General features: G+C 68.8%; 12 protein-coding genes. 7 read left to right on the forward strand and 5 right to left on the reverse strand.

From position 1 onward, the window contains the following. Positions 1 to 3 precede the first annotated feature (3 nt). Entirely contained in the window at positions 4 to 636 is a 633-nt protein-coding gene (locus tag ACZ5KV_RS12785; RefSeq protein WP_464239693.1) for a response regulator transcription factor, read from the reverse strand. Then, positions 626 to 2,662 carry a sensor histidine kinase gene (locus tag ACZ5KV_RS12790; RefSeq protein ID WP_464239694.1) on the reverse strand — a complete coding sequence of 679 codons (2,037 nt, stop codon included), beginning with the start codon at positions 2,660 to 2,662 and terminating at the stop codon, positions 626 to 628. The genes ACZ5KV_RS12785 and ACZ5KV_RS12790 overlap by 11 nt, the downstream gene beginning before the upstream one ends. A 409-nt stretch (positions 2,663 to 3,071) precedes the next feature. Here ACZ5KV_RS12790 and ACZ5KV_RS12795 point away from each other — a divergent pair, with 409 nt between their 5' ends. The 4 genes from ACZ5KV_RS12795 to argH all read left to right on the forward strand — a co-directional run bounded on the left by ACZ5KV_RS12795 (position 3,072) and on the right by argH (position 8,696). Then, the gene (locus ACZ5KV_RS12795; RefSeq protein ID WP_464239695.1) at positions 3,072 to 4,946 is read left to right on the forward strand and encodes an autotransporter domain-containing protein; all 1,875 of its coding nucleotides are present in this window, start codon (positions 3,072 to 3,074) and stop codon (positions 4,944 to 4,946) included. A gap of 234 nt (positions 4,947 to 5,180) precedes the next feature. After that, positions 5,181 to 6,104 carry an ornithine carbamoyltransferase gene (argF, locus tag ACZ5KV_RS12800; RefSeq protein ID WP_464239696.1) on the forward strand — a complete coding sequence of 308 codons (924 nt, stop codon included), beginning with the start codon at positions 5,181 to 5,183 and terminating at the stop codon, positions 6,102 to 6,104. 1 nt (position 6,105) lies between these two features. After that, positions 6,106 to 7,305 carry an argininosuccinate synthase gene (locus ACZ5KV_RS12805; protein WP_464239697.1) on the forward strand — a complete coding sequence of 400 codons (1,200 nt, stop codon included), beginning with the start codon at positions 6,106 to 6,108 and terminating at the stop codon, positions 7,303 to 7,305. Positions 7,306 to 7,307: 2 nt separating this feature from the next. Then, positions 7,308 to 8,696 carry an argininosuccinate lyase gene (gene argH, locus ACZ5KV_RS12810; protein ID WP_464239698.1) on the forward strand — a complete coding sequence of 463 codons (1,389 nt, stop codon included), beginning with the start codon at positions 7,308 to 7,310 and terminating at the stop codon, positions 8,694 to 8,696. Positions 8,697 to 8,785: 89 nt separating this feature from the next. On the opposite strand, the gene ACZ5KV_RS12815 is transcribed toward argH, so the two are convergent. The 3 genes from ACZ5KV_RS12815 to ACZ5KV_RS12825 all read right to left on the reverse strand — a co-directional run bounded on the left by ACZ5KV_RS12815 (position 8,786) and on the right by ACZ5KV_RS12825 (position 12,930). After that, complete coding sequence (locus ACZ5KV_RS12815) at positions 8,786 to 10,591, reverse strand: methyl-accepting chemotaxis protein (RefSeq protein WP_464239699.1); 1,806 nt, start codon at positions 10,589 to 10,591, stop codon at positions 8,786 to 8,788. 288 nt (positions 10,592 to 10,879) lie between these two features. Then, on the reverse strand, positions 10,880 to 11,098 hold the full coding sequence (gene infA, locus ACZ5KV_RS12820; protein ID WP_291500413.1) for a translation initiation factor IF-1: 219 nt from the start codon (positions 11,096 to 11,098) through the stop codon (positions 10,880 to 10,882). A gap of 191 nt (positions 11,099 to 11,289) precedes the next feature. Continuing rightward, positions 11,290 to 12,930, reverse strand: a complete 1,641-nt coding sequence (locus ACZ5KV_RS12825) for an FmdE family protein (RefSeq protein ID WP_464239700.1) — start codon at positions 12,928 to 12,930, stop codon at positions 11,290 to 11,292. Positions 12,931 to 13,168: 238 nt separating this feature from the next. On the opposite strand from ACZ5KV_RS12825, the gene ACZ5KV_RS12830 reads away from it, so the two are divergent. The 3 genes from ACZ5KV_RS12830 to ACZ5KV_RS12840 all read left to right on the forward strand — a co-directional run bounded on the left by ACZ5KV_RS12830 (position 13,169) and on the right by ACZ5KV_RS12840 (position 17,655). Then, positions 13,169 to 15,640, forward strand: a complete 2,472-nt coding sequence (locus ACZ5KV_RS12830; protein WP_464239701.1) for a glycogen/starch/alpha-glucan phosphorylase — start codon at positions 13,169 to 13,171, stop codon at positions 15,638 to 15,640. A gap of 160 nt (positions 15,641 to 15,800) precedes the next feature. Continuing rightward, positions 15,801 to 16,322 (forward strand): TRAP transporter small permease subunit, encoded by a 522-nt coding sequence (locus ACZ5KV_RS12835; RefSeq protein WP_464239702.1) that lies wholly within the window; start codon positions 15,801 to 15,803, stop codon positions 16,320 to 16,322. 1 nt (position 16,323) lies between these two features. Next, positions 16,324 to 17,655 carry a TRAP transporter large permease gene (locus ACZ5KV_RS12840; RefSeq protein ID WP_464239703.1) on the forward strand — a complete coding sequence of 444 codons (1,332 nt, stop codon included), beginning with the start codon at positions 16,324 to 16,326 and terminating at the stop codon, positions 17,653 to 17,655. The last annotated feature ends 46 nt before the right edge of the window (positions 17,656 to 17,701 follow it).

Below are 17,701 nucleotides of genomic sequence, written 5' to 3' on the forward strand. Positions count from 1 at the left end.
GCCCTACCGGCCACCGGCGATGATGAACTTCCGCAGGGCGCGGATGTTTTCCATCTCCAGCTTCTTGACCATTCTTGCCAGATAGGTCTCCACCGTGCGCGGGCTGATGCCCAGCCGGGCGGCGATTTCCGCATTGGCGGCGCCGCGCGCCATGGCCGAGAAAATGCTCCGTTCGCGGTCGCTGAGCAGGGCCAGCGGGTCGGTGCCCGTCATGCCGCTCTTTTCGGCCAGGGCCTGCCCGGCGCGGGGGCTGACGAAGCCCTCGCCGCGCATGAGCGCCTCGACGCCCTCCAACAGCACTTCCGGTTCCTCGCGTTTGGTGACGTAGCCGTTGGCCCCGCAACGCAGGGCGCGGTGGATGGTCGCCACATCCTCGTGCATGGAATAGACCAGCACGGGAACGGCGCGTTCGTCGAGATCGGCCAGCAGGTCCAGGCCACTGCCGTCTTCCAGGGAGAGGTCGAGCAGGGCGAGGTCGAAGCGGGCGGTTTCCAGGGCGGCCAGGGCTTCGGCGCGCGTGGCCGCCTCGGCTCCGGGCCGGTGCCCGCGCGATTCGAGCAGCAGGCGCAACCCCTGGCGCACGGCGGGGTGGTCGTCGATGAGCAGCACGTGGGCCGCGGTGGGGTCAGGCGTCATGGCGGGTTTCCTCCTTTGCGGGCGCGGCATCCCGGGCCAGGGCGCAGGGCGCCACGCAGGTGACGACTGTGCCGCCGCCGGGGGCGTCCTCGATGCGCAGCTCGGCCTGGATGATCGCGGCGCGGTGGGCCATTATGCCCAGCCCCAGCCCCTCGCCCGGGCCCGCCGTTTCGTCTTTCCCGCGCTGGGCGGCTTCCCGGCCGATGCCGTCGTCGCGCACCGCGAGTTGGACGCCGCCCGCCACGGGGCAGCGCAGTTCCACGCGGATTTCACTGGCCCGGGCGTGCTTGGCCGCGTTGGCCAGGGCCTCCTGGGCGATGCGATAGAGCGTGGTCACGTTGGGGTTGGCGCACTGCCCGCAGCCGAGCTGGCGCTCGAAGCGCACGGCGATGCCCGTGTCCTTGGCGATGCGTTGGGCGAGGTCGTCCAGCGAAGGCCCGGGGGCCGAGGGGTCGTGCTCCACGGGCCAGAGCCCGCGCGAGGTGCGGTAGGCGTCGTCGGCCGAGGCGTCCAGCAGTTCGCGCAGGTCGGCCATGGCCGCGCCGTCGCCCGTGTCGGCCAGCCGCCTGTTCAGGATGGCTGCGCGCAGCCGCGCCCCGGTGAGCTTCTGGCACAGGCCGTCGTGCAGTTCGTGGCTGATGCGGCGGCGCTCCTCTTCGCTGATGTGGACCACCTCCCGTTCCAGCCTGTTGCGTTCCTCTATTTCGGCCCGCAGGGAGACGTTTTTTTGCTCCAACTCGTCGGAGAGGGTTTCCACTGCCTCGAAGGCGAGGGTGAAGCGCCTGGCCAGGGTCAGGGCCTGGGTGACGACGAAAAAGAACATCCCCGGCTCGATGAGGTAGGCGACGTTGATGACGCGGGCGTGGCTCAGGGCGTCGCTTATGGCCGAGATGAGAAAGACGGTGGTCCCGGCCAGCATCAGCCAGGCCCCGTCGCGTCCGCGCCGCACGCAGACGATGAGCCGTTGGAGATAGTAGATGCCCAGGCCCATGCCCGTGACCATGGCCAGGAGGATGTATTGCGAGGAGCGCACGGGCGCCGCGAAGAGCAGCAGCAGGACGTACCCCGCCAGCCGCGCGTCCGAAATGTGGCGCGTTATCTTATGGAATTCCTCGGGGTACAGGGAAAGGTAGAAGCGGTTGAGAAAGGGCCCCCAGGCCACGAAGCAGAACAGGGGCAGGTATTCCCCCAGCAGGGGCGGCAGGGGCGGCAGGAACAGGCTCGCGCCCCACAGCGAGGTTTTGGAGGTCATGCAGTAGCCGAAGGTGAACAGGCAGTAGATGCCGAAATGCAGGGTCGAGGGTAGCGTTTTGGCCAATCGGAACAAGGCCAGGTGGTACATTGCGGCGATGAAGAGGCAGCCGGCGAAGAGGAAGGATATGGCCCATTGCCGGTCGCGGGCGGCTTCCAGGGGGCCGGGCGGGGCGATCTGGATGCCGTCGGGCACGCCCCCGGCGCGGAAATAGTGGTTGGACACCTGGAGCACCAGCTCCATCTCGTCGCCCCGGGGTTCCACCTCGGCCAGGACCAGCGATCGGCCCGGGCGTTCGGTCGCGGCGTCGGTGCCCAGGGTGCCGCTGTGGGCCACCGGGGCGCCGTCGGCCCACAGCCGGTAGGCCACGGGAATGTCGTACAGGCGCAGGGTCAGCCGCCGGGCGTCCGGCCAGAGCCTGACCCGCAGGCGGAAGGTCGCCAGTCCGGTGCCGCCGAGTTTTTCCCCATTCACGACAAGTCCTTTCCATGTCCCGGGCATGGCGAAATAGCCCGTGGGCTCCGGGGCCCCGGCGCCGGGTGCGAAGTCCTGCGGCTCCAGCAGGCGGCCCCAGTGGAATTCCCATTGCCCGTCGAGGTGGGCCGGGCCGCTTGCGGCGGGGTCGTAGGCCCGCAGGTCGAGAACTCCGCGCTGCGCGTGCGGGCCGAAGGTCGTGTCGTGCGCGCATCCGGCCAGGGCCAGCAGGGCGGCCAGGGCCAGGGCCGCCGCGACTGCACATGGGGCGGGCGGGCGGGGAATCGCGGTTTTTTGCATTGTTTGGTGGGGCCTTTCCGGCGTTTCAATTCGGAACGGACGCGGCTCGCAGGGCGCCGACCGCGCCTCTTTATATAAGGCCAGCGGTGCACGCGCAACAACGCTCCGCAGCCAAAGGCGGCCATGTACGTGGTTTCCCGGACAGACAGGAGCCGCCCGGCGGGATAAAAACGCATAGGAGTGCAACCATTACTATGCAAGGAGTGTGTTCATGGTTCCTGTGTCGCCGCGTTTCATTCGAGGGGTACGTTTTCGGGTCCTTGTTTTTCTGCTGTTGTCCGGGCTGTTTTGCGGCTTTGTTCCGCCTCCGGCCCGGGCCGGTTCGCTGACCGGCCCGGGCACTTTGGGCGGCGGAGCCCCGCAGTCCATCGCCTCCGGGGTTTCCGCAGACGGTTCGGTGGTGGTGGGCGTGACTACTTCCGCGTCCGGGACGCAGGCGTTCCGTTGGACCGAGGCGGGCGGGATGGTCGGCCTGGGCGACCTGCCCGGCGGAATCTTCTACTCTCACTCCGCGGGTGTTTCCGCAGACGGCTCGGTGGTGGTGGGTATGTCTTCTTCCGTGTCCGGGATACAGGCCTTCCGCTGGACCCAGGCGGGCGGGATGGCCGGCCTGGGCGACCTGCCCGGCGGAGCCTTCTCTTCCTTCGCCACTGCCGTCTCCTCCGATGGTTCCGTCATCATCGGTTCGGCCGTGTCCGCAAACGGCGACGAGGCCTTCCGTTGGACCCAGGCGGGCGGGATGACCGGGCTGGGCGATCTGCCCGGCGGAATCTTCTCTTCCTCCGCCACTGCCGTTTCCTCTGACGGTTCCGTCATCGTCGGCGGGAGCGTGTCCGCAAGCGGCGACGAGGCGTTCCGTTGGACTCAGGCGGGCGGGATGACCGGGCTGGGCGATTTGCCCGGCGGCTCGTTCTACTCCCTTGCCTCCGGCGTTTCCGCAGACGGCTCCGTGGTGGTGGGCAGAAGCTTTTCCGCCCAGGGCCTGGAGGCGTTCCGCTGGACCCAGGCGGGCGGTATGGTCGGCCTGGGTGACCTGCCCGGCGGGCTCTTCAATTCCTACGCCGCAGCCATCACCCCCGACGGCTCCGTTATCGTCGGTGGGGCCGCGTCCGCAAACGGCGACGAGGCGTTCTTCTGGACCGAAGCCGACGGCATGGTGTCACTCAATGACTGGCTGGAAGACTCCGGCGTGGATATGGACGGCTGGAGGCTCAGGACGGCCAACGCCGTCAGCGCGGACGGACGGACCATCGTGGGCGTGGGTGTCGGCTCCGGAAACGAGGAGGCCTACATCGCCCGCCTGGGCGGGCTGATCACCCCTGCAGCCCTGCACCAGTCCCTGGGCGGCATGACCGGGGTGGGCCCGGCGGTTTCCGGGCTGGGCATGGCGTCCATGGGCGTGCTGGGCGGAGTGTCCTCGCTGGGCGGGGGCGGCGCGGCGGGCCTGGCCAGCGGCGAGGGCTACGCGGGGCGGCTGGACGCCTGGATTTCCGGGGCCGTGTCCGCCAACAGCGAGCTGGACGGCGACGACTTCGGCCTGCGCGGCGGCCTGGGCCTGACCTGGGACCTGGGCAACGACTGGCGCGTGGGCGGCGGCGTGTTCGCCAACGCGCGCGACCTGGAGACGAGTTACGACGGCTCCCAGGAAATCGACACTCTGGGCCCCGGTGTCTTCGTGGGCTGGGCCCCGGCGGGCACGGGGCTGGACTTCAGCCTGAGCGCCCTGTGGCAGAGCGCGGACCTGCGCCTGGAGCGCGGCTACATGAACGGCGCGGGCAGCGCCAGCTCCACGGGCAGCACCGACGCCGAGCTGTTCGGCGTCATGGCCCGGGCCCAGTGGAGCCGCGAGCTGACCGAGAGCCTGGCCCTGACGCCATTCGTGGAATACGCGTGGCAGACCGTGCATATGCAGGGCTACGACGAAACCGACGGCCCCTTCCCGGCCAGCTACGACTCCCGCGACGAGGACTCGAACACCGCGCGCCTGGGCCTGCAACTGGGCTGGGCCCTGACCGAAAAGGTCACGGCCTGGACCTGGGGCGCCTGGAACCACCGTTTCGAGGGCTCCTCCGGGGCCATGAGCGGCACGGTGCTCGGCCTGGGAGCCTTCGACTTCGAGGGCTCCAATGCGGACCGGGACTGGGCCGACGTGGGCGTGGGCGCGAGCTGGCAGCTCACCGAGCGCCTGAGCGTCTCCTCGCGCCTGGGCGTGGCCCTGGGCTGCGACGACGACTCCCTGGCGGATATGACCGCCACCATGGGCCTGACCTGGCGCATCTGGTAGCATCGCTCCAAACGCCATGGCGCGGGCAGCCGCCGCGCCGGAAACGGGCCGGGCTCCCCACCGGGGAGCCCGGCCCGGATTGCTGGAGGCGTTGCGGCCACGGGTGACGGCGGAGAATGGCGGAGCGGTGCCGGGCCCGGCCCCGGCGCGGGGGTTTACAAACGGCGGGGGCTGGGGTTAACTGACCGTTTCCTCCGCAGCGCGGGGGGCGAGACCTGACACGAGGAACGAGCCATGGCCAAGCATTTCCTGAGCATCCTGGACCTGGATACGGACACCGCCTGGGCGCTGGTGCGCCGGGCGGACGAAATGAAACGCACGCGCCACCGGGGCGACCTGCTGCGCGGCGAAACGGTGATCCTGATCTTCGAGAAGGCCTCCACGCGCACGCGGGTCAGCTTCGAGGTCGGGGTGCGCCAGCTCGGCGGCGATTCGCTGCTGATGACGCCCGCCGAATCGCAACTCGGGCGCAGCGAACCCCTGGCGGACACCGCGCGGGTGCTCTCGCGCTACGCCCGGGGGCTGGTGGTGCGTACCTTCGGCCAGCACAAGCTGGAGGAACTGGCGCGCCACGCGAGCATTCCGGTCATCAACGCCCTGTCGGACCTGTATCACCCCTGCCAGGTGATGAGCGACATGCTGACCATGTACGAGCGCACGCCGGACCTGGGCGCGCTGCGCGTGGCCTGGGTCGGCGACGGCAACAACATGGCCCACTCCTTCCTCAACGCGGCGGCGCTGTTCGGCTTCGAGCTGCGCCTGGCCTGCCCCGAGGGCTACGACCCCGACCCGGCGGTGCTGGACGCGGCCCGGGCGCGCGGGGCCCGGCTGGTGCTGACGCGCGACCCGCGCGAAGCCTGCGAGGGCGCGCACTACATCAACACCGACGTGTGGGCCTCCATGGGCCAGGAGCAGGAGCAGAAGCGCCGCGAGCGGGCCTTTGCGGACTATCAGGTGGACGCGGCGCTGCTGGCCGTGGCCGCGCCGCAGGTGTGGGTCATGCACTGCCTGCCCGCCCACCGGGGCGAGGAGGTCAGCGCCGAGGTGCTCGACGGCCCGCGCTCCATCATTTTCGATCAGGCCGAGAACCGGCTGCACATGCAGAAGGCGATCATGGAATGGATTTTCACCGCCGAACAGGGCGAGACGGGGAAGTAGCATGAAGGACATCAAGAAGGTCGTTCTGGCGTATTCCGGCGGGCTGGACACGTCGGTGATCCTGGCCTGGCTGAAGAACACCTACAAGTGCGAGGTGGTCACGCTCACGGCGGACCTGGGCCAGGGCGAGGAACTGGACGGCATCGAGGCCAAGGCCCTGCGCACGGGCGCGGTCAAGGCCTACGTGGAGGACCTCCAGGAGGAGTTCGCCCGGGACTTCATCTTCCCCATGATGCGCGCGGCGGCGGTCTACGAAGGCCGCTACCTGCTGGGCACGTCCATCGCGCGTCCGCTCATCGCCAAGCGGCTGGTGGACATCGCCCACGCCGAGAACTGTCAGGCCATCGCCCACGGCGCCACGGGCAAGGGCAACGATCAGGTCCGCTTCGAGCTGGCCGCCGCCGCCCTGGACCCCAAGCTGGTGACCATCGCCCCCTGGCGCGAGTGGGACCTGACCTCCCGTTCGGACTGTCTGGCCTATGCGGCGGCCAACGGCATCGACATGCCCATGTCCCACGCCAAGCCCTACAGTTGCGACCGGAACCTGATGCATTGCAGCTTCGAGGGCGGCGAGCTGGAAGACCCGTGGAACGCCCCGGGCGAATTGTCCTACGCCATGAGCGTGCCCGTGGAGCAGGCCCCGGACAAGGCCGAGGAAGTGGTCATCGACTTCGAGCAGGGCGACCCCGTCGCCGTGAACGGCGAGGCCCTGAGCCCGGCGGCGCTCATGCACCGGCTGAACGAACTGGGCGGGCGCCACGGCGTGGGCCGGGTGGACATGGTCGAAAACCGCTTCGTGGGCATGAAGGCGCGCGGGGTGTACGAGACCCCGGGCGGCACCATCCTGTTCACCGCGCGGCGCGACCTGGAAGGCATCACCATGGACCGCGAGGCCATGCACCTGCGCGATTCGCTGGCCGTGCGCTACTCCGAAATGGTCTACAACGGCTTCTGGTTCGCCCCCGAGCGCGAGGCGCTCCAGGCGCTGGTGGACCAGACCCAGCGGCGCGTGACGGGTACCGTGCGCGTGAAGCTCTACAAGGGCAACGTGCTGCCCCAGGGCCGCAAGTCGCCGTATTCGCTCTACAGCCACGACCTGGCGACCTTCGAGACCGATCAGGTCTACAACCAGGCCGACGCCGCCGGGTTCATCACCCTCCAGGGCCTGCGCCTGCGCGGCTTCAGCACCAGGGGCAAGTAGCCATGGCCGACGGCAAACTGTGGGGCGGGCGCTTCGCCGAAGGCACCGCCGCCAGCGTGGAGGAGTACACCGAGTCGCAGAGCTTCGACCGCGTGCTGGCCGAGGTGGACGTGCGCGGATCGCAGGCCCACGCGCGGATGCTGGCCCGCCAGGGCGTGCTGACGGCCGAGGAGGCCGAGGCCATCGTGGCGGGGCTGGAGCGCGTGCTCGGCGAGATCGTGCGCGGGGAATTCGTCTGGCGCCGCGAGCGTGAAGACGTGCATATGAACGTCGAGGCGCGGCTGACGGAACTCATCGGCCCCCTGGGCGGCAAGCTGCACACCGGGCGCAGCCGCAACGATCAGGTGGCCCTGGATTTCCGCCTGCACGTCAAGGCGCGCCTTGCGCACTGGCGCGGGCTGGCGGCGCGGCTGGTGGCCGTGCTCGCCGAGCGGGCCGGGGAGCACCGCGAGACGCTGCTGCCCGGCTGCACGCACTTCCAGCCCGCGCAGCCCGTGTCCCTGGCGCAGCACCTGCTGGCCTACGCCCAGATGTTCATGCGCGACCACGCCCGCGCCGGGGATTGCCTGGGCCGAGCCGACGTATGCCCCCTGGGCGCCGCGGCCCTGGCGGGCACGACCTACCCGCTGGACCCCCGGGCCGTGGCCGACGAGCTGGGCATGGCCGGAGTGTTCGCCAACAGCATGGACGCCGTGAGCGACCGCGATTTCGTCATCGAGGCCGTGTTCACGGCGTCGCTGTGCATGGCGCACCTGTCGCGGCTGTGCGAGGAGCTGATCCTCTGGGCCAACCCGCGCTTCGGGTTCGTGACCCTGCCCGACGCCTACAGCACGGGCTCGTCCATCATGCCCCAGAAGAAGAACCCCGACGTGTGCGAGATCATGCGCGGCAAGACCGGGCGGGTCTACGGCGCGCTGACGGCGCTGCTGACCCTGGTCAAGGGCCTGCCCCTGACCTACAACCGCGACATGCAGGAGGACAAGGAGCCGTTCTTCGACGCCGATCGCACGGTGAGCGCCTCCCTGTCCATCATGGCCGACATGCTGGCGGCCATGCGCTTCAACCCCGGGCCCATGCGCGAGGCGCTGTCCCAGGGGTTCCTGAACGCCACGGAGCTGGCGGATTATCTGGTCGGCAAGGGCCTGCCCTTCCGCGAGGCGCACCACGTCACGGGCGCCTGCGTGGGCTATGCCGAGGCCAAGGGCATCCGCCTGGAGGACATGAGCCTCGCGGAGTTGCAGGGCTTTTCCCCGCTCATCGACGAGGGCGCCTTCGAGGCCCTGCGCTACGAGACGGCGGTGGCCCGGCGGCAGGCCGACGGCGGCACCGGCCCCGAAGCCGTGGCCCGGCAGCTCGAGGACGTGCGCGCCTGGCTTGAGCGCGCGGGCTGAGCGCGCCGCCGCGTGGCGGTGCCAAATGAACGCGAAACGCGGCCGGGGCTTGCCCCGGCCGCGTTCTTTTTGACCCTGTGCCCTCGGGGTTAGACCGAGGCGGTCAGTTGCTCGATGAGGTCTTTGAGGCGCGTGGTCTGGTCGGCCAGACTGGTGACGGCGTCGGAGGAGCTGTCCATGGCCTCCGCCGTTTCGGTGGAGATGCGGTTGATCTCGTCCACGCTGCGGCTGATCTGTTCGCTGGCGGCGGACTGTTCCTCGGCGGCGGCGGCGATGGCCCGCACCTGATCGGTGGTGGCCTCGACCATGGCCACGATCTCGCGCAGGGATTCGCCCGACTGGGTGGCCAGGCCCGTGACTTCCGCGATGGCCCGTACGGACTGCTCCACGTTCCCGATGTTCCGGCGGGTGTCGTCCTGGACGCCGTGGATGGCCTGGCCGACCTCGTTGGTGGCGTTCATGGTCTTCTCGGCCAGCTTGCGCACCTCGTCGGCGACCACGGCGAAGCCGCGCCCGGCGTCGCCCGCGCGGGCGGCCTCGATGGCGGCGTTCAGCGCCAGCAGGTTGGTCTGGTCCGCAATGTCGCTGATGACGTTGAGAATCTGGCCGATGGATTCGGCGCGCGTGCCCAGGCGGCCCATGTCGGCTTTGATGTCCTGGGATTGCCGGGCCACGGCCTCGATGCCCGAAACGGCCTGGGCGACCACGCGCCGACCTTCCTCGGCCCGTGCGCGGGCCGCGTCGGCCGAGGCCGAAGCGTTGGCCGCGTTGCGGGCCACTTCCAGCACCGTGGCGTTCATTTCCTCCATGGCCGTGGCGGTCTCGGCCACGCGCTCGGCCTGGACGCGGGCGCCCCTGCTGGATTGCCCGATCTGCACGGCCAGCTCCTGGGAGGCGCCGCTGACGCCTCCGGCGATGTCCTCCAGGCGTTCGGCGGCACGGGCCATCTCTTCGGACTTGGCGTGCGAAAGGCTCTCGGCCTCCTTGGCCTCGCGCATGGCGGCCCCGGCCTCTTCGGCCTTGCGCTGGGCCTCGCGCTCCTTCTCGGTCAGGCTGTCCATGGTTTCGCGCAGGGAGCGGGACATGGTTTCCAGGGAGCGCTGCAACTGGCTGGCCTCGTCGCTGCCCGTGGGGTTCAGGCGCACGTCCAGGTCGCCTTCGGCAATGCGCCGGGCGGCCTCGGTGGTGGCGCGGATGGGCCCGACGATGCCCCGGGCGACCACGAGACCCAGGGGCAGCAGCACCAGCAGGAACAGGCCCAGGAAGATGCCGCCCTCGACCAGTCGCGTTTTGATGCTCATGTCCCGCATCCGCGCGGCGATGCGCGCGGTCTCCTCGTTGACCAGATCGATGTAGACGCCGGTGCCGATCCAGTATCCGGTGCCGGGGATGTTCGTGGCGTAGCCGATCTTGGGCATGGGGCCCTTGCCGGGCTTGTCCCATTCGAAGGTCACGTAGCCGCCGCCCGAGGCTGCCGCGCGGGCCAGTTCGCGCACGGAGTACACGCCGTCGGAGCCCTTGAGGCCGCCCAGGTCCTTGCCGGGCAGGCTGGGGTTCACGGGATGGACCACGCTCACGGTGCCGGTGTAGATGTAGAAGTAGCCCGAGCGGTCCTGCTCGAAGAACACGTCGGCCACGGCGCGGCGCATGATGTCCACGCGTTCGGCCTCGTCGTCCACGTTCCTGAGCAGCCCGGCCAGGGCCAGGGCCATGTTGTCGGTGGCGGTCTTGATTTTCTGCTTTTCACCGGCGAGCATGATCTGCTCGGATTGTTCGGCGCCCACGGTGGCGATGCGCGCGGTGGCGGAGATGCTGACGGCGAAAACCAGGGCCGTGGCGCAGGCGGCCACGGCGAGCAGGAGCATGAGTTTGATGCGGATGGATAGTTTGGACACGGGATTCACCTTGTCGTTTGAAGGGGGAGGAGGCGCACGCGGTGCGGAATATCGATGTTGCTTTTTATCCTATCAAAACAGTCTGAAAAAGAATGACGGAACGCTTCAGCCAAGGACAATGAAACCATCGGCGGTGAAGGTCCAGTGAAATTTTAACGACGTGAAGGCAGGCGGGGGGCGGTTTCCGGCGGGCGCCACGGGCCGTGGGGCCGGGCCCCGCGCTCCACGGCAAAAAGGGCGGCCCTCCCGGTGGGAGGCCGCCCTGGCGTCGTCTGGGCTATGGAATTCCTAGCGGGGGCGGTAGGTGATGCGCCCGCGGGTCAGGTCGTAGGGCGAGAGTTCCACGGTGACCTTGTCACCGGGCAGCACGCGGATGCGGAACTTGCGCATCTTGCCCGAGATATGGGCCAGAACCTCGTGGCCGTTGTCCAGCAGCACGCGGAACGTGGCGTTGGGCAGGGCTTCCTCGACGGTGCCCTGGACTTCGATGGCGTCTTCCTTCGGCATGGGGCCTCCAATTGCGGTGTGCGAAGCACCCGCACCGGGCATGGGGGCCGGACGCGGGTGCATGTCTTTATAATTTCAATGCACGGTCCGTCAAGCCCGGGGTTTCCCGGGGCCGGGCCATGTTCCGCCGGAGGTTCCCGGGCCCGGGCGCGGGGCGGTGCCCGCGCGCCCGGGCCGGTGCAGCGAGGGCGCTACTTCCCGAAGGGACACTTGGGGAAGGTGCAGTTGTTGCATTGCAGGCAGAAGCCGCCCTCGCCCAGGCGCGCGAGGTCGCCGCGCGTCAGGCGCTTGCCCGCCAGCAGGCGCGGCAGCAGCAGGTCGAAGCCCGTGGTCTTGAAGAACAGCGCGCACGCCGGAACGCCCAGCACCTGCGTCTTGCCGATGGTGCCGACCAGGGTCATGGTCCCGGGCAGTACGGGCATGCCGTACAGGGCGTCCTCCAGGCCGCAGTCCTCCAGTGCCGGGCGGGTCACGTCGTCGGGGTCCACGCTCATGCCCGCCGTGGTCACGATGAGGTCCGCGCCAAGGTCCAGCAGCTCGCGCACGTTGGCGGCGATGGTTTCGCGGTCGTCGGGGGCGATGCGGCTGGCGATGATTTCGCTGCCCAGAGCCTCGACCTTGTTGGTCACGATGGGCACGAACTTGTCCTGGATGAGGCCCTTGAAGACCTCGGTGCCCGTGACCAGCACGCCCACGCGCGCCTTGCGCAGGGGCAGCACGGACAAAAGCGGCCCGGTGCCCAGGGCGGCCAGGGCGCGGCTGTAGCTTTCGCGCGAGATGTACAGCGGCACGGCCCGGGTGCCAGCCAGATCCTTGCCGCCCTCGACGACCATGCCCGACTTGCGCGTGGCGCACATCACGTCCGGGGCCATGTTGAAGCGCAGCAGCGTGTCGAGGTCGATGTCCAGCAGGCCGGTGGCCTCGGCGCGGAAGGTGATCTTGCCCTCGCGCGGGGGCAGGGAATAGGTCACGCCCGGCCCGGCCATGCGCTTGGCAAAGGCCTCCACGGCCTCGTTTTCATGGACCCATTCGTCCCCCGGGTGCTCGCTCTCCACGTAGACGTGAAAGCGGCCCATCTGCTGCAGGCGGCAGACGTCGCCCGCCGAAAGCTCCTGCCCGGCGTGGAAGGCGGCGTCCTTGGTCTGCCCGGGGATGACCTGGGTCATGTCGTGCAGGGCGCGGTTGCCCACGGCCTGCTCGGTGGAAACCACGGTCAGCGCCGGGCCTCCGGCGGGCCGGGGCGCGGCCTGGGCCTCGGCGGAACCCTGGTGCGCGTAGGGCGTTTCACCCTGGCAGGCGCGGCAGATGGCCCCGTCGGTGCCCGGGTAGGCTTCGCGGCACACGGGGCAGACCAGGATGGAACTCATGTGCCCGTGACCCAGGTATTTGGACGCCACGGTCACGGGCGCCACGGAGCAGATGCCCGGCCCGGCGGCCTCGATTTCGGCGAACAGGCGCTCGGTGTCCTGCTCGCGCTTGGGCTTGAGCTTCATGAACCAGTTCCGGATTTCCGGCCATGCGTCGAGCCTGGCCGGGTCCACGGCCACGCGCCAGCCCTCGCCGGTGTGCTTGTCGTAGAGCGACACGGCGTAGCGGCCCAGGTTTTCGACCTTCATCCAGTTGTTGCCCGTGGAGCACAGGGTCAGGAGCTGCACGGCGTCGGGCAGGCATTTGCCGCTTTCCACCAGCGCCTCGAAAAGGATGCCCTCGGGCAGGCGGCTTTTGGCCTCCTCGACCATGTAGCCGCCGATGAGCAGGCCCGGGGCCGGGTAGCCGTGGAATTTGCGCGCGATTTCCTTGAATTCCTCGAAGGTATATTGGCCGATGTTCATGCGCCCTCCGTGCGGGGTGTTGGCGTGGTGCGACGAGCCGGAAAACCGGGGGATGATGCCTCAAAAAGAACCGGGAGGGAAGGGTGGCGGGGATTGCGTCCAGTTTGGCACAATGCCCCGGGCCGGGCGGAGAGGGCTGCGGGCCGCCGGGAGAATCGGGCTTGACGAAAGACCCCCGACCTGGGACGTTTGCTGGAATAGCCCCGTAAACAGCCGCGCGCCGCGCATGAGGACAGCCATGCCCGAAAAGAAGAATTCCCGCCCCCGGCTCGAACGCTTCCAGAACATGGACACCCTGGCCCAGGACATCGAGCGGCACATCGTTTCCAGCCTGGGCAACGACCCCGTGGCCAAGAACAGGTACCGCTACTTCCAGGGCCTGGCCTACAGCGTGCGCGACCGGCTCATCTCCCTGTGGATCGAGACCCAGCGCGCCTACTACGACGCCATGGTCAAACGCGTGTACTACCTGTCCATGGAGTTCCTGCCCGGGCGGTTCCTCATGAACTACCTGGTCAACATGCGCATGGACGAGGCCACGCGTCCGGTGGTCGAAAGCCTGGGGTTCTCGCTGGACGACCTGGAGGAGCAGGAGTGGGACGCGGGCCTGGGCAACGGCGGCCTGGGACGGCTGGCCTCGTGCTACATGGACTCCATGGCCACCCTGCGCATCCCGGGTTACGGCTACGGCATCATGTACGACTATGGCATTTTCCACCAGACCATCGTCGGCGGCTGGCAGGAGGAGCACTGCGACAACTGGCGCCGCCACGGCAGCCCGTGGGAAATCGTGCGCCGCGAGAACCTCTACGACGTGCACTTCTACGGCCGCACCGAAAGCTACGAGGACGCGCGCGGCCTGATGCGCCGCCGCTGGGTGGACACCCAGCGGGTCCGGGCCATGCCCTGCGACATCCTCATCCCCGGCTACGACGGCGAGCACGTGACCAACATGCGCCTGTGGGCCGCCCAGTCCAGCGAGGACTTCGACCTCACGGACTTCAACCGCGGCGACTACATGGGCGCCATGGAAAGCAAGGTCGTCAGCGAGAACATCACCAAGGTGCTCTATCCCAACGACAAGGTGGAGCAGGGCCGCGAACTGCGCCTCAAGCAGCAGTATTTCATGGTCGCCGCCACCTTCCAGGACATCATGCGCAGGCACATGAAGCTGCACGGCTCCATGGCCAGCTTCCCGGACTACGTGGCCGTGCAGCTCAACGACACCCACCCGGCCATCGCCATCCCCGAGCTGATGCGCCTGCTGCTCGACGAGCACGCCCTGGGCTGGGACGAAGCCTGGGACATCTGCACCCGCACCTTCGCCTACACCAACCACACCGTGCTGCCCGAGGCTCTGGAAACCTGGCCGGTGGACCTGCTGGGCCGCCTGCTGCCCCGGCACCTGGAAATCATCTACGAGATCAACCGCCGCTTCCTGGACGACGTGGCCGCGCGCTTCCCGGGCGACGGCGAGCGTCTGGCGCGCATGTCGCTCATCGGCGAGGGCCATGTGCGCACCGTGCGCATGGCCAATCTGGCCATCGTCGGCAGCCACACGGTCAACGGCGTGGCCGCGCTGCATTCGGAAATCCTCAAGAACGGCCTGTTCAACGACTTCCACCTCCACTGGCCGGACAAGCTGACCAACGTGACCAACGGCGTCACGCCCCGGCGCTGGCTGCTCCAGGCCAACCCGCCCTTGTCGGCGCTCATCACCGAGGCCATCGGCCCCGGCTGGGTCACGGACCTGGAGCGCCTGCGCGAACTGGTGCCCCTGGCCGAGGACTCCGAGTTCCGCATGCGCTGGGCCCGGGCCAAGCTGGACAACAAGAAGCGCTTTGCGCGCTACGTGCTGCGCAAGGTCAACATGGGCGTGAACCCCAAGACCATGTTCGACGTGCAGGTCAAGCGGATGCACGAATACAAACGCCAGTTTCTGAACGTCATGCACGTGGTGGCGCAGTACAACCGCATCCGCGAGGACCCCGGGGCGCACCACACTCCGCGCACGGTGTTCTTCGGCGGCAAGGCCGCCCCCGGCTACCAGCAGGCCAAGCTCATCATCCGGCTGATCAACGCCGTGGCCGACACGGTGAACTCCGACCCCGGGGTCCAGGGCCTGCTGCGCGTGGCGTTTCTGCCCAACTACTGCATCTCCCAGGCCGAGAAGATCATCCCGGCCGCCGACCTCTCGGAGCAGATATCCACGGCGGGCATGGAGGCCTCGGGCACGGGCAATATGAAGTTCGCCATGAACGGCGCCCTGACCATCGGCACCCTGGACGGCGCCAACGTGGAGATCATGGAGGAGGTCGGCGCGCAGAACATTTTCATCTTCGGGCTTACGGCCCACGAGGTGGAAACCATGCGCCGGGGCGGCTACAACCCCCGCGAATACTACGACCGCGACCCCGAACTGCGCCGCGTGCTGGACATGATCGGCACCGGGGCCTTTCTGCCCGGCAGCCCGCACCTGTTCCGCCCGCTGGTGGATTCGCTGCTGGAACACGGCGACTGGTACATGCTCCTGGCCGATTTCCGCGACTACGTGGACACCCAGCGCCGGGTGGACCGGCTCTTCGACGACCCCGACGCCTGGACGCGCACGTCCATCCTCAACACGGCCAACATGGGCAAGTTCTCCAGCGACCGCTCGGTGCGCGAATACGCCGAGCGCATCTGGAACGCTCCGCCTCTGGGCAGGTAGCTCCGGGCCGCCGCCTTTTGCGCCTGCGTTTGCGCCCGCCCGGGCCCGGCGGCCCGGGCGGGCGCTTTTTCCATTGCGGTTCCCGGGCCGGGCTGGTAATCGATTTGGCTTCTTCGAGCCGCGTGCCCCGGCGCGCATTGTCAGACAAGGATTCTGCCCCATGTTGGATGCCCTGACCCGGGTCATCGACAGGATCACCGACACCGTGGGGGCGGCGGCGCGTGCGCTGTCGCTGCTGCTGGTGGTGGTGGTCGCCGCCGACGTGGCCCTGCGCTACTTCTTCAGCTACAGCAACACCGCCCTGCGCGAACTGGAATGGCACGCGTTCGCCGCCCTGTTCCTGCTCGGCGGGGCCTACGCCCTGCGCCACGACGACCATGTGCGCGTGGACGTGCTCTACCAGCGTTTTTCCCCGCGCACTCGCGCGCTGATTAACGTGCTGGGCTGCCTGCTGTTTCTCTTCCCGGGCTGCTGGCTGGTCATCGAGACCGCCATCCCCTTCGTGAAGTTCAGTTGGGCCATGCACGAGATTTCGCCGGACCCCGGCGGCCTGCCCGCGCGCTGGCTGCTCAAGGCGATCATTCCCGTGGGCTTCGGGCTGCTGGCCTTGCAGGGCGTGTCGTTCCTGGTGGCCAACGTGCGTATCGTCATGGGCCGCCCGGCCCCGGGAAAGGGGCGCTAGCATGGACCACGCACTGGCCGGATGGCTTTTCGTCACCGCCACGGGCCTGCTCCTGCTGGGCTTCCCCGTGGCCTTCACGCTGCTCGGCACCTCGCTCCTCTTCGGGGTGCTCGGTTTCGGGTGGGATTTCTTCAACCTTCTGCCCCTGCGCATCTGGGGCGTGATGAGCAACTTCACGCTCACCGCCGTGCCGCTGTTCATCTTCATGGGCATGGCCATGGAGCGCTCGGGCATCGCCACGCGGCTCATCGAGTCCATGGGCCTGCTCTTCGGGCGCGTGCGCGGGGGCATGGCCGTGTCGGTGGTCCTCGTGGGCGCGCTGCTCGGCGCCTCCACGGGCATCGTCGGCGCCACGGTGGTGACCATGGGCCTGCTGGCCCTGCCCGCCATGCTGCGCTGCGGCTATTCCCACCCCCTGGCCACGGGCACCATCGCCGCTTCGGGCACCCTGGGGCAGATCATTCCGCCGTCCATCGTGCTCATTCTGCTCGGCGACATCATCGGCGTGCCCGTGGGCGACCTGTTCGTCGGCGCGCTGGTGCCGGGCTTCATGATGGTCGGGCTGTACATCGCCTACATCCTGGTCTACGCGCGGCTGCACCCGGACCGCGCGCCCCTGGTTTCGGGGCTTTCCGGCGAGGCGGACGCCTGCGGCGCGCCGCAGCAGGGCCCGTCGGCCCGCCACCTGCTGGCCGCTTTCGGCCCGCCGCTGCTGCTGATCATCGCCGTGCTGGGCACGATCTTCGCCGGGGTGGCCTCGCCCACCGAGGCCGCCGGGGTGGGCGCCGTGGGCGCCCTGGCCCTGGCCGCGGCCCACGGCAAGCTGAGCCGCAAGATGCTCCGCGAGGTCACGGAATCCACCGCGCGGCTGACGAGCATGATCTTCATCATCCTGGTCGGCGCCACGGCCTTCGGGCTGGTTTTCCGCGGCCTGGGCGGCGACCACATGGTGCGCGACTTCATCGCCGGGCTGCCCTTCGACAAGTGGGGCGTGCTGGCGGTCATCATGGCGCTCATCTTCGTCATGGGCTTTTTCCTGGACTTCATCGAGATCACCTTCATCCAGGTGCCCGTGGTGGCCCCGCTGCTCGTCGAGGCCGGGTTCGACCCCGTGTGGCTGGCGCTGATCTTCGCCGTGAACCTCCAGACCTCGTTTCTGACCCCGCCTTTCGGTTTCTCGTTGTTCTACCTCAAGGGCGTGTGCCCGCCCGGGGTGTCCACGGGCGCCATCTACAAGGGCATCATTCCCTTCGTGCTCTTGCAACTTCTGGTGCTTGCGCTGTGCGTGGCCTTCCCGCAGCTTCTGCTGTGGCTGCCCGCCGCCATGCGCTGACCCCTCCCCGGGCCGGAGGGCCCGCCGCCCGCGAACGCGAAAGGGC

Source organism: Desulfocurvus thunnarius (assembly GCF_055390965.1).

Coding starts and splice junctions, on each gene's coding strand:
- infA (WP_291500413.1), bottom strand. CDS start 11,098: ATGCCGAAGGAAGACGCCATCGAAGTCCAGGGCACCGTCGAGGAAGCC.
- argF (WP_464239696.1), top strand. CDS start 5,181: ATGGCCAAGCATTTCCTGAGCATCCTGGACCTGGATACGGACACCGCC.
- ACZ5KV_RS12785 (WP_464239693.1), bottom strand. CDS start 636: ATGACGCCTGACCCCACCGCGGCCCACGTGCTGCTCATCGACGACCAC.
- ACZ5KV_RS12830 (WP_464239701.1), top strand. CDS start 13,169: ATGCCCGAAAAGAAGAATTCCCGCCCCCGGCTCGAACGCTTCCAGAAC.
- ACZ5KV_RS12805 (WP_464239697.1), top strand. CDS start 6,106: ATGAAGGACATCAAGAAGGTCGTTCTGGCGTATTCCGGCGGGCTGGAC.
- argH (WP_464239698.1), top strand. CDS start 7,308: ATGGCCGACGGCAAACTGTGGGGCGGGCGCTTCGCCGAAGGCACCGCC.
- ACZ5KV_RS12835 (WP_464239702.1), top strand. CDS start 15,801: ATGTTGGATGCCCTGACCCGGGTCATCGACAGGATCACCGACACCGTG.
- ACZ5KV_RS12840 (WP_464239703.1), top strand. CDS start 16,324: ATGGACCACGCACTGGCCGGATGGCTTTTCGTCACCGCCACGGGCCTG.
- ACZ5KV_RS12825 (WP_464239700.1), bottom strand. CDS start 12,930: ATGAACATCGGCCAATATACCTTCGAGGAATTCAAGGAAATCGCGCGC.
- ACZ5KV_RS12790 (WP_464239694.1), bottom strand. CDS start 2,662: ATGCAAAAAACCGCGATTCCCCGCCCGCCCGCCCCATGTGCAGTCGCG.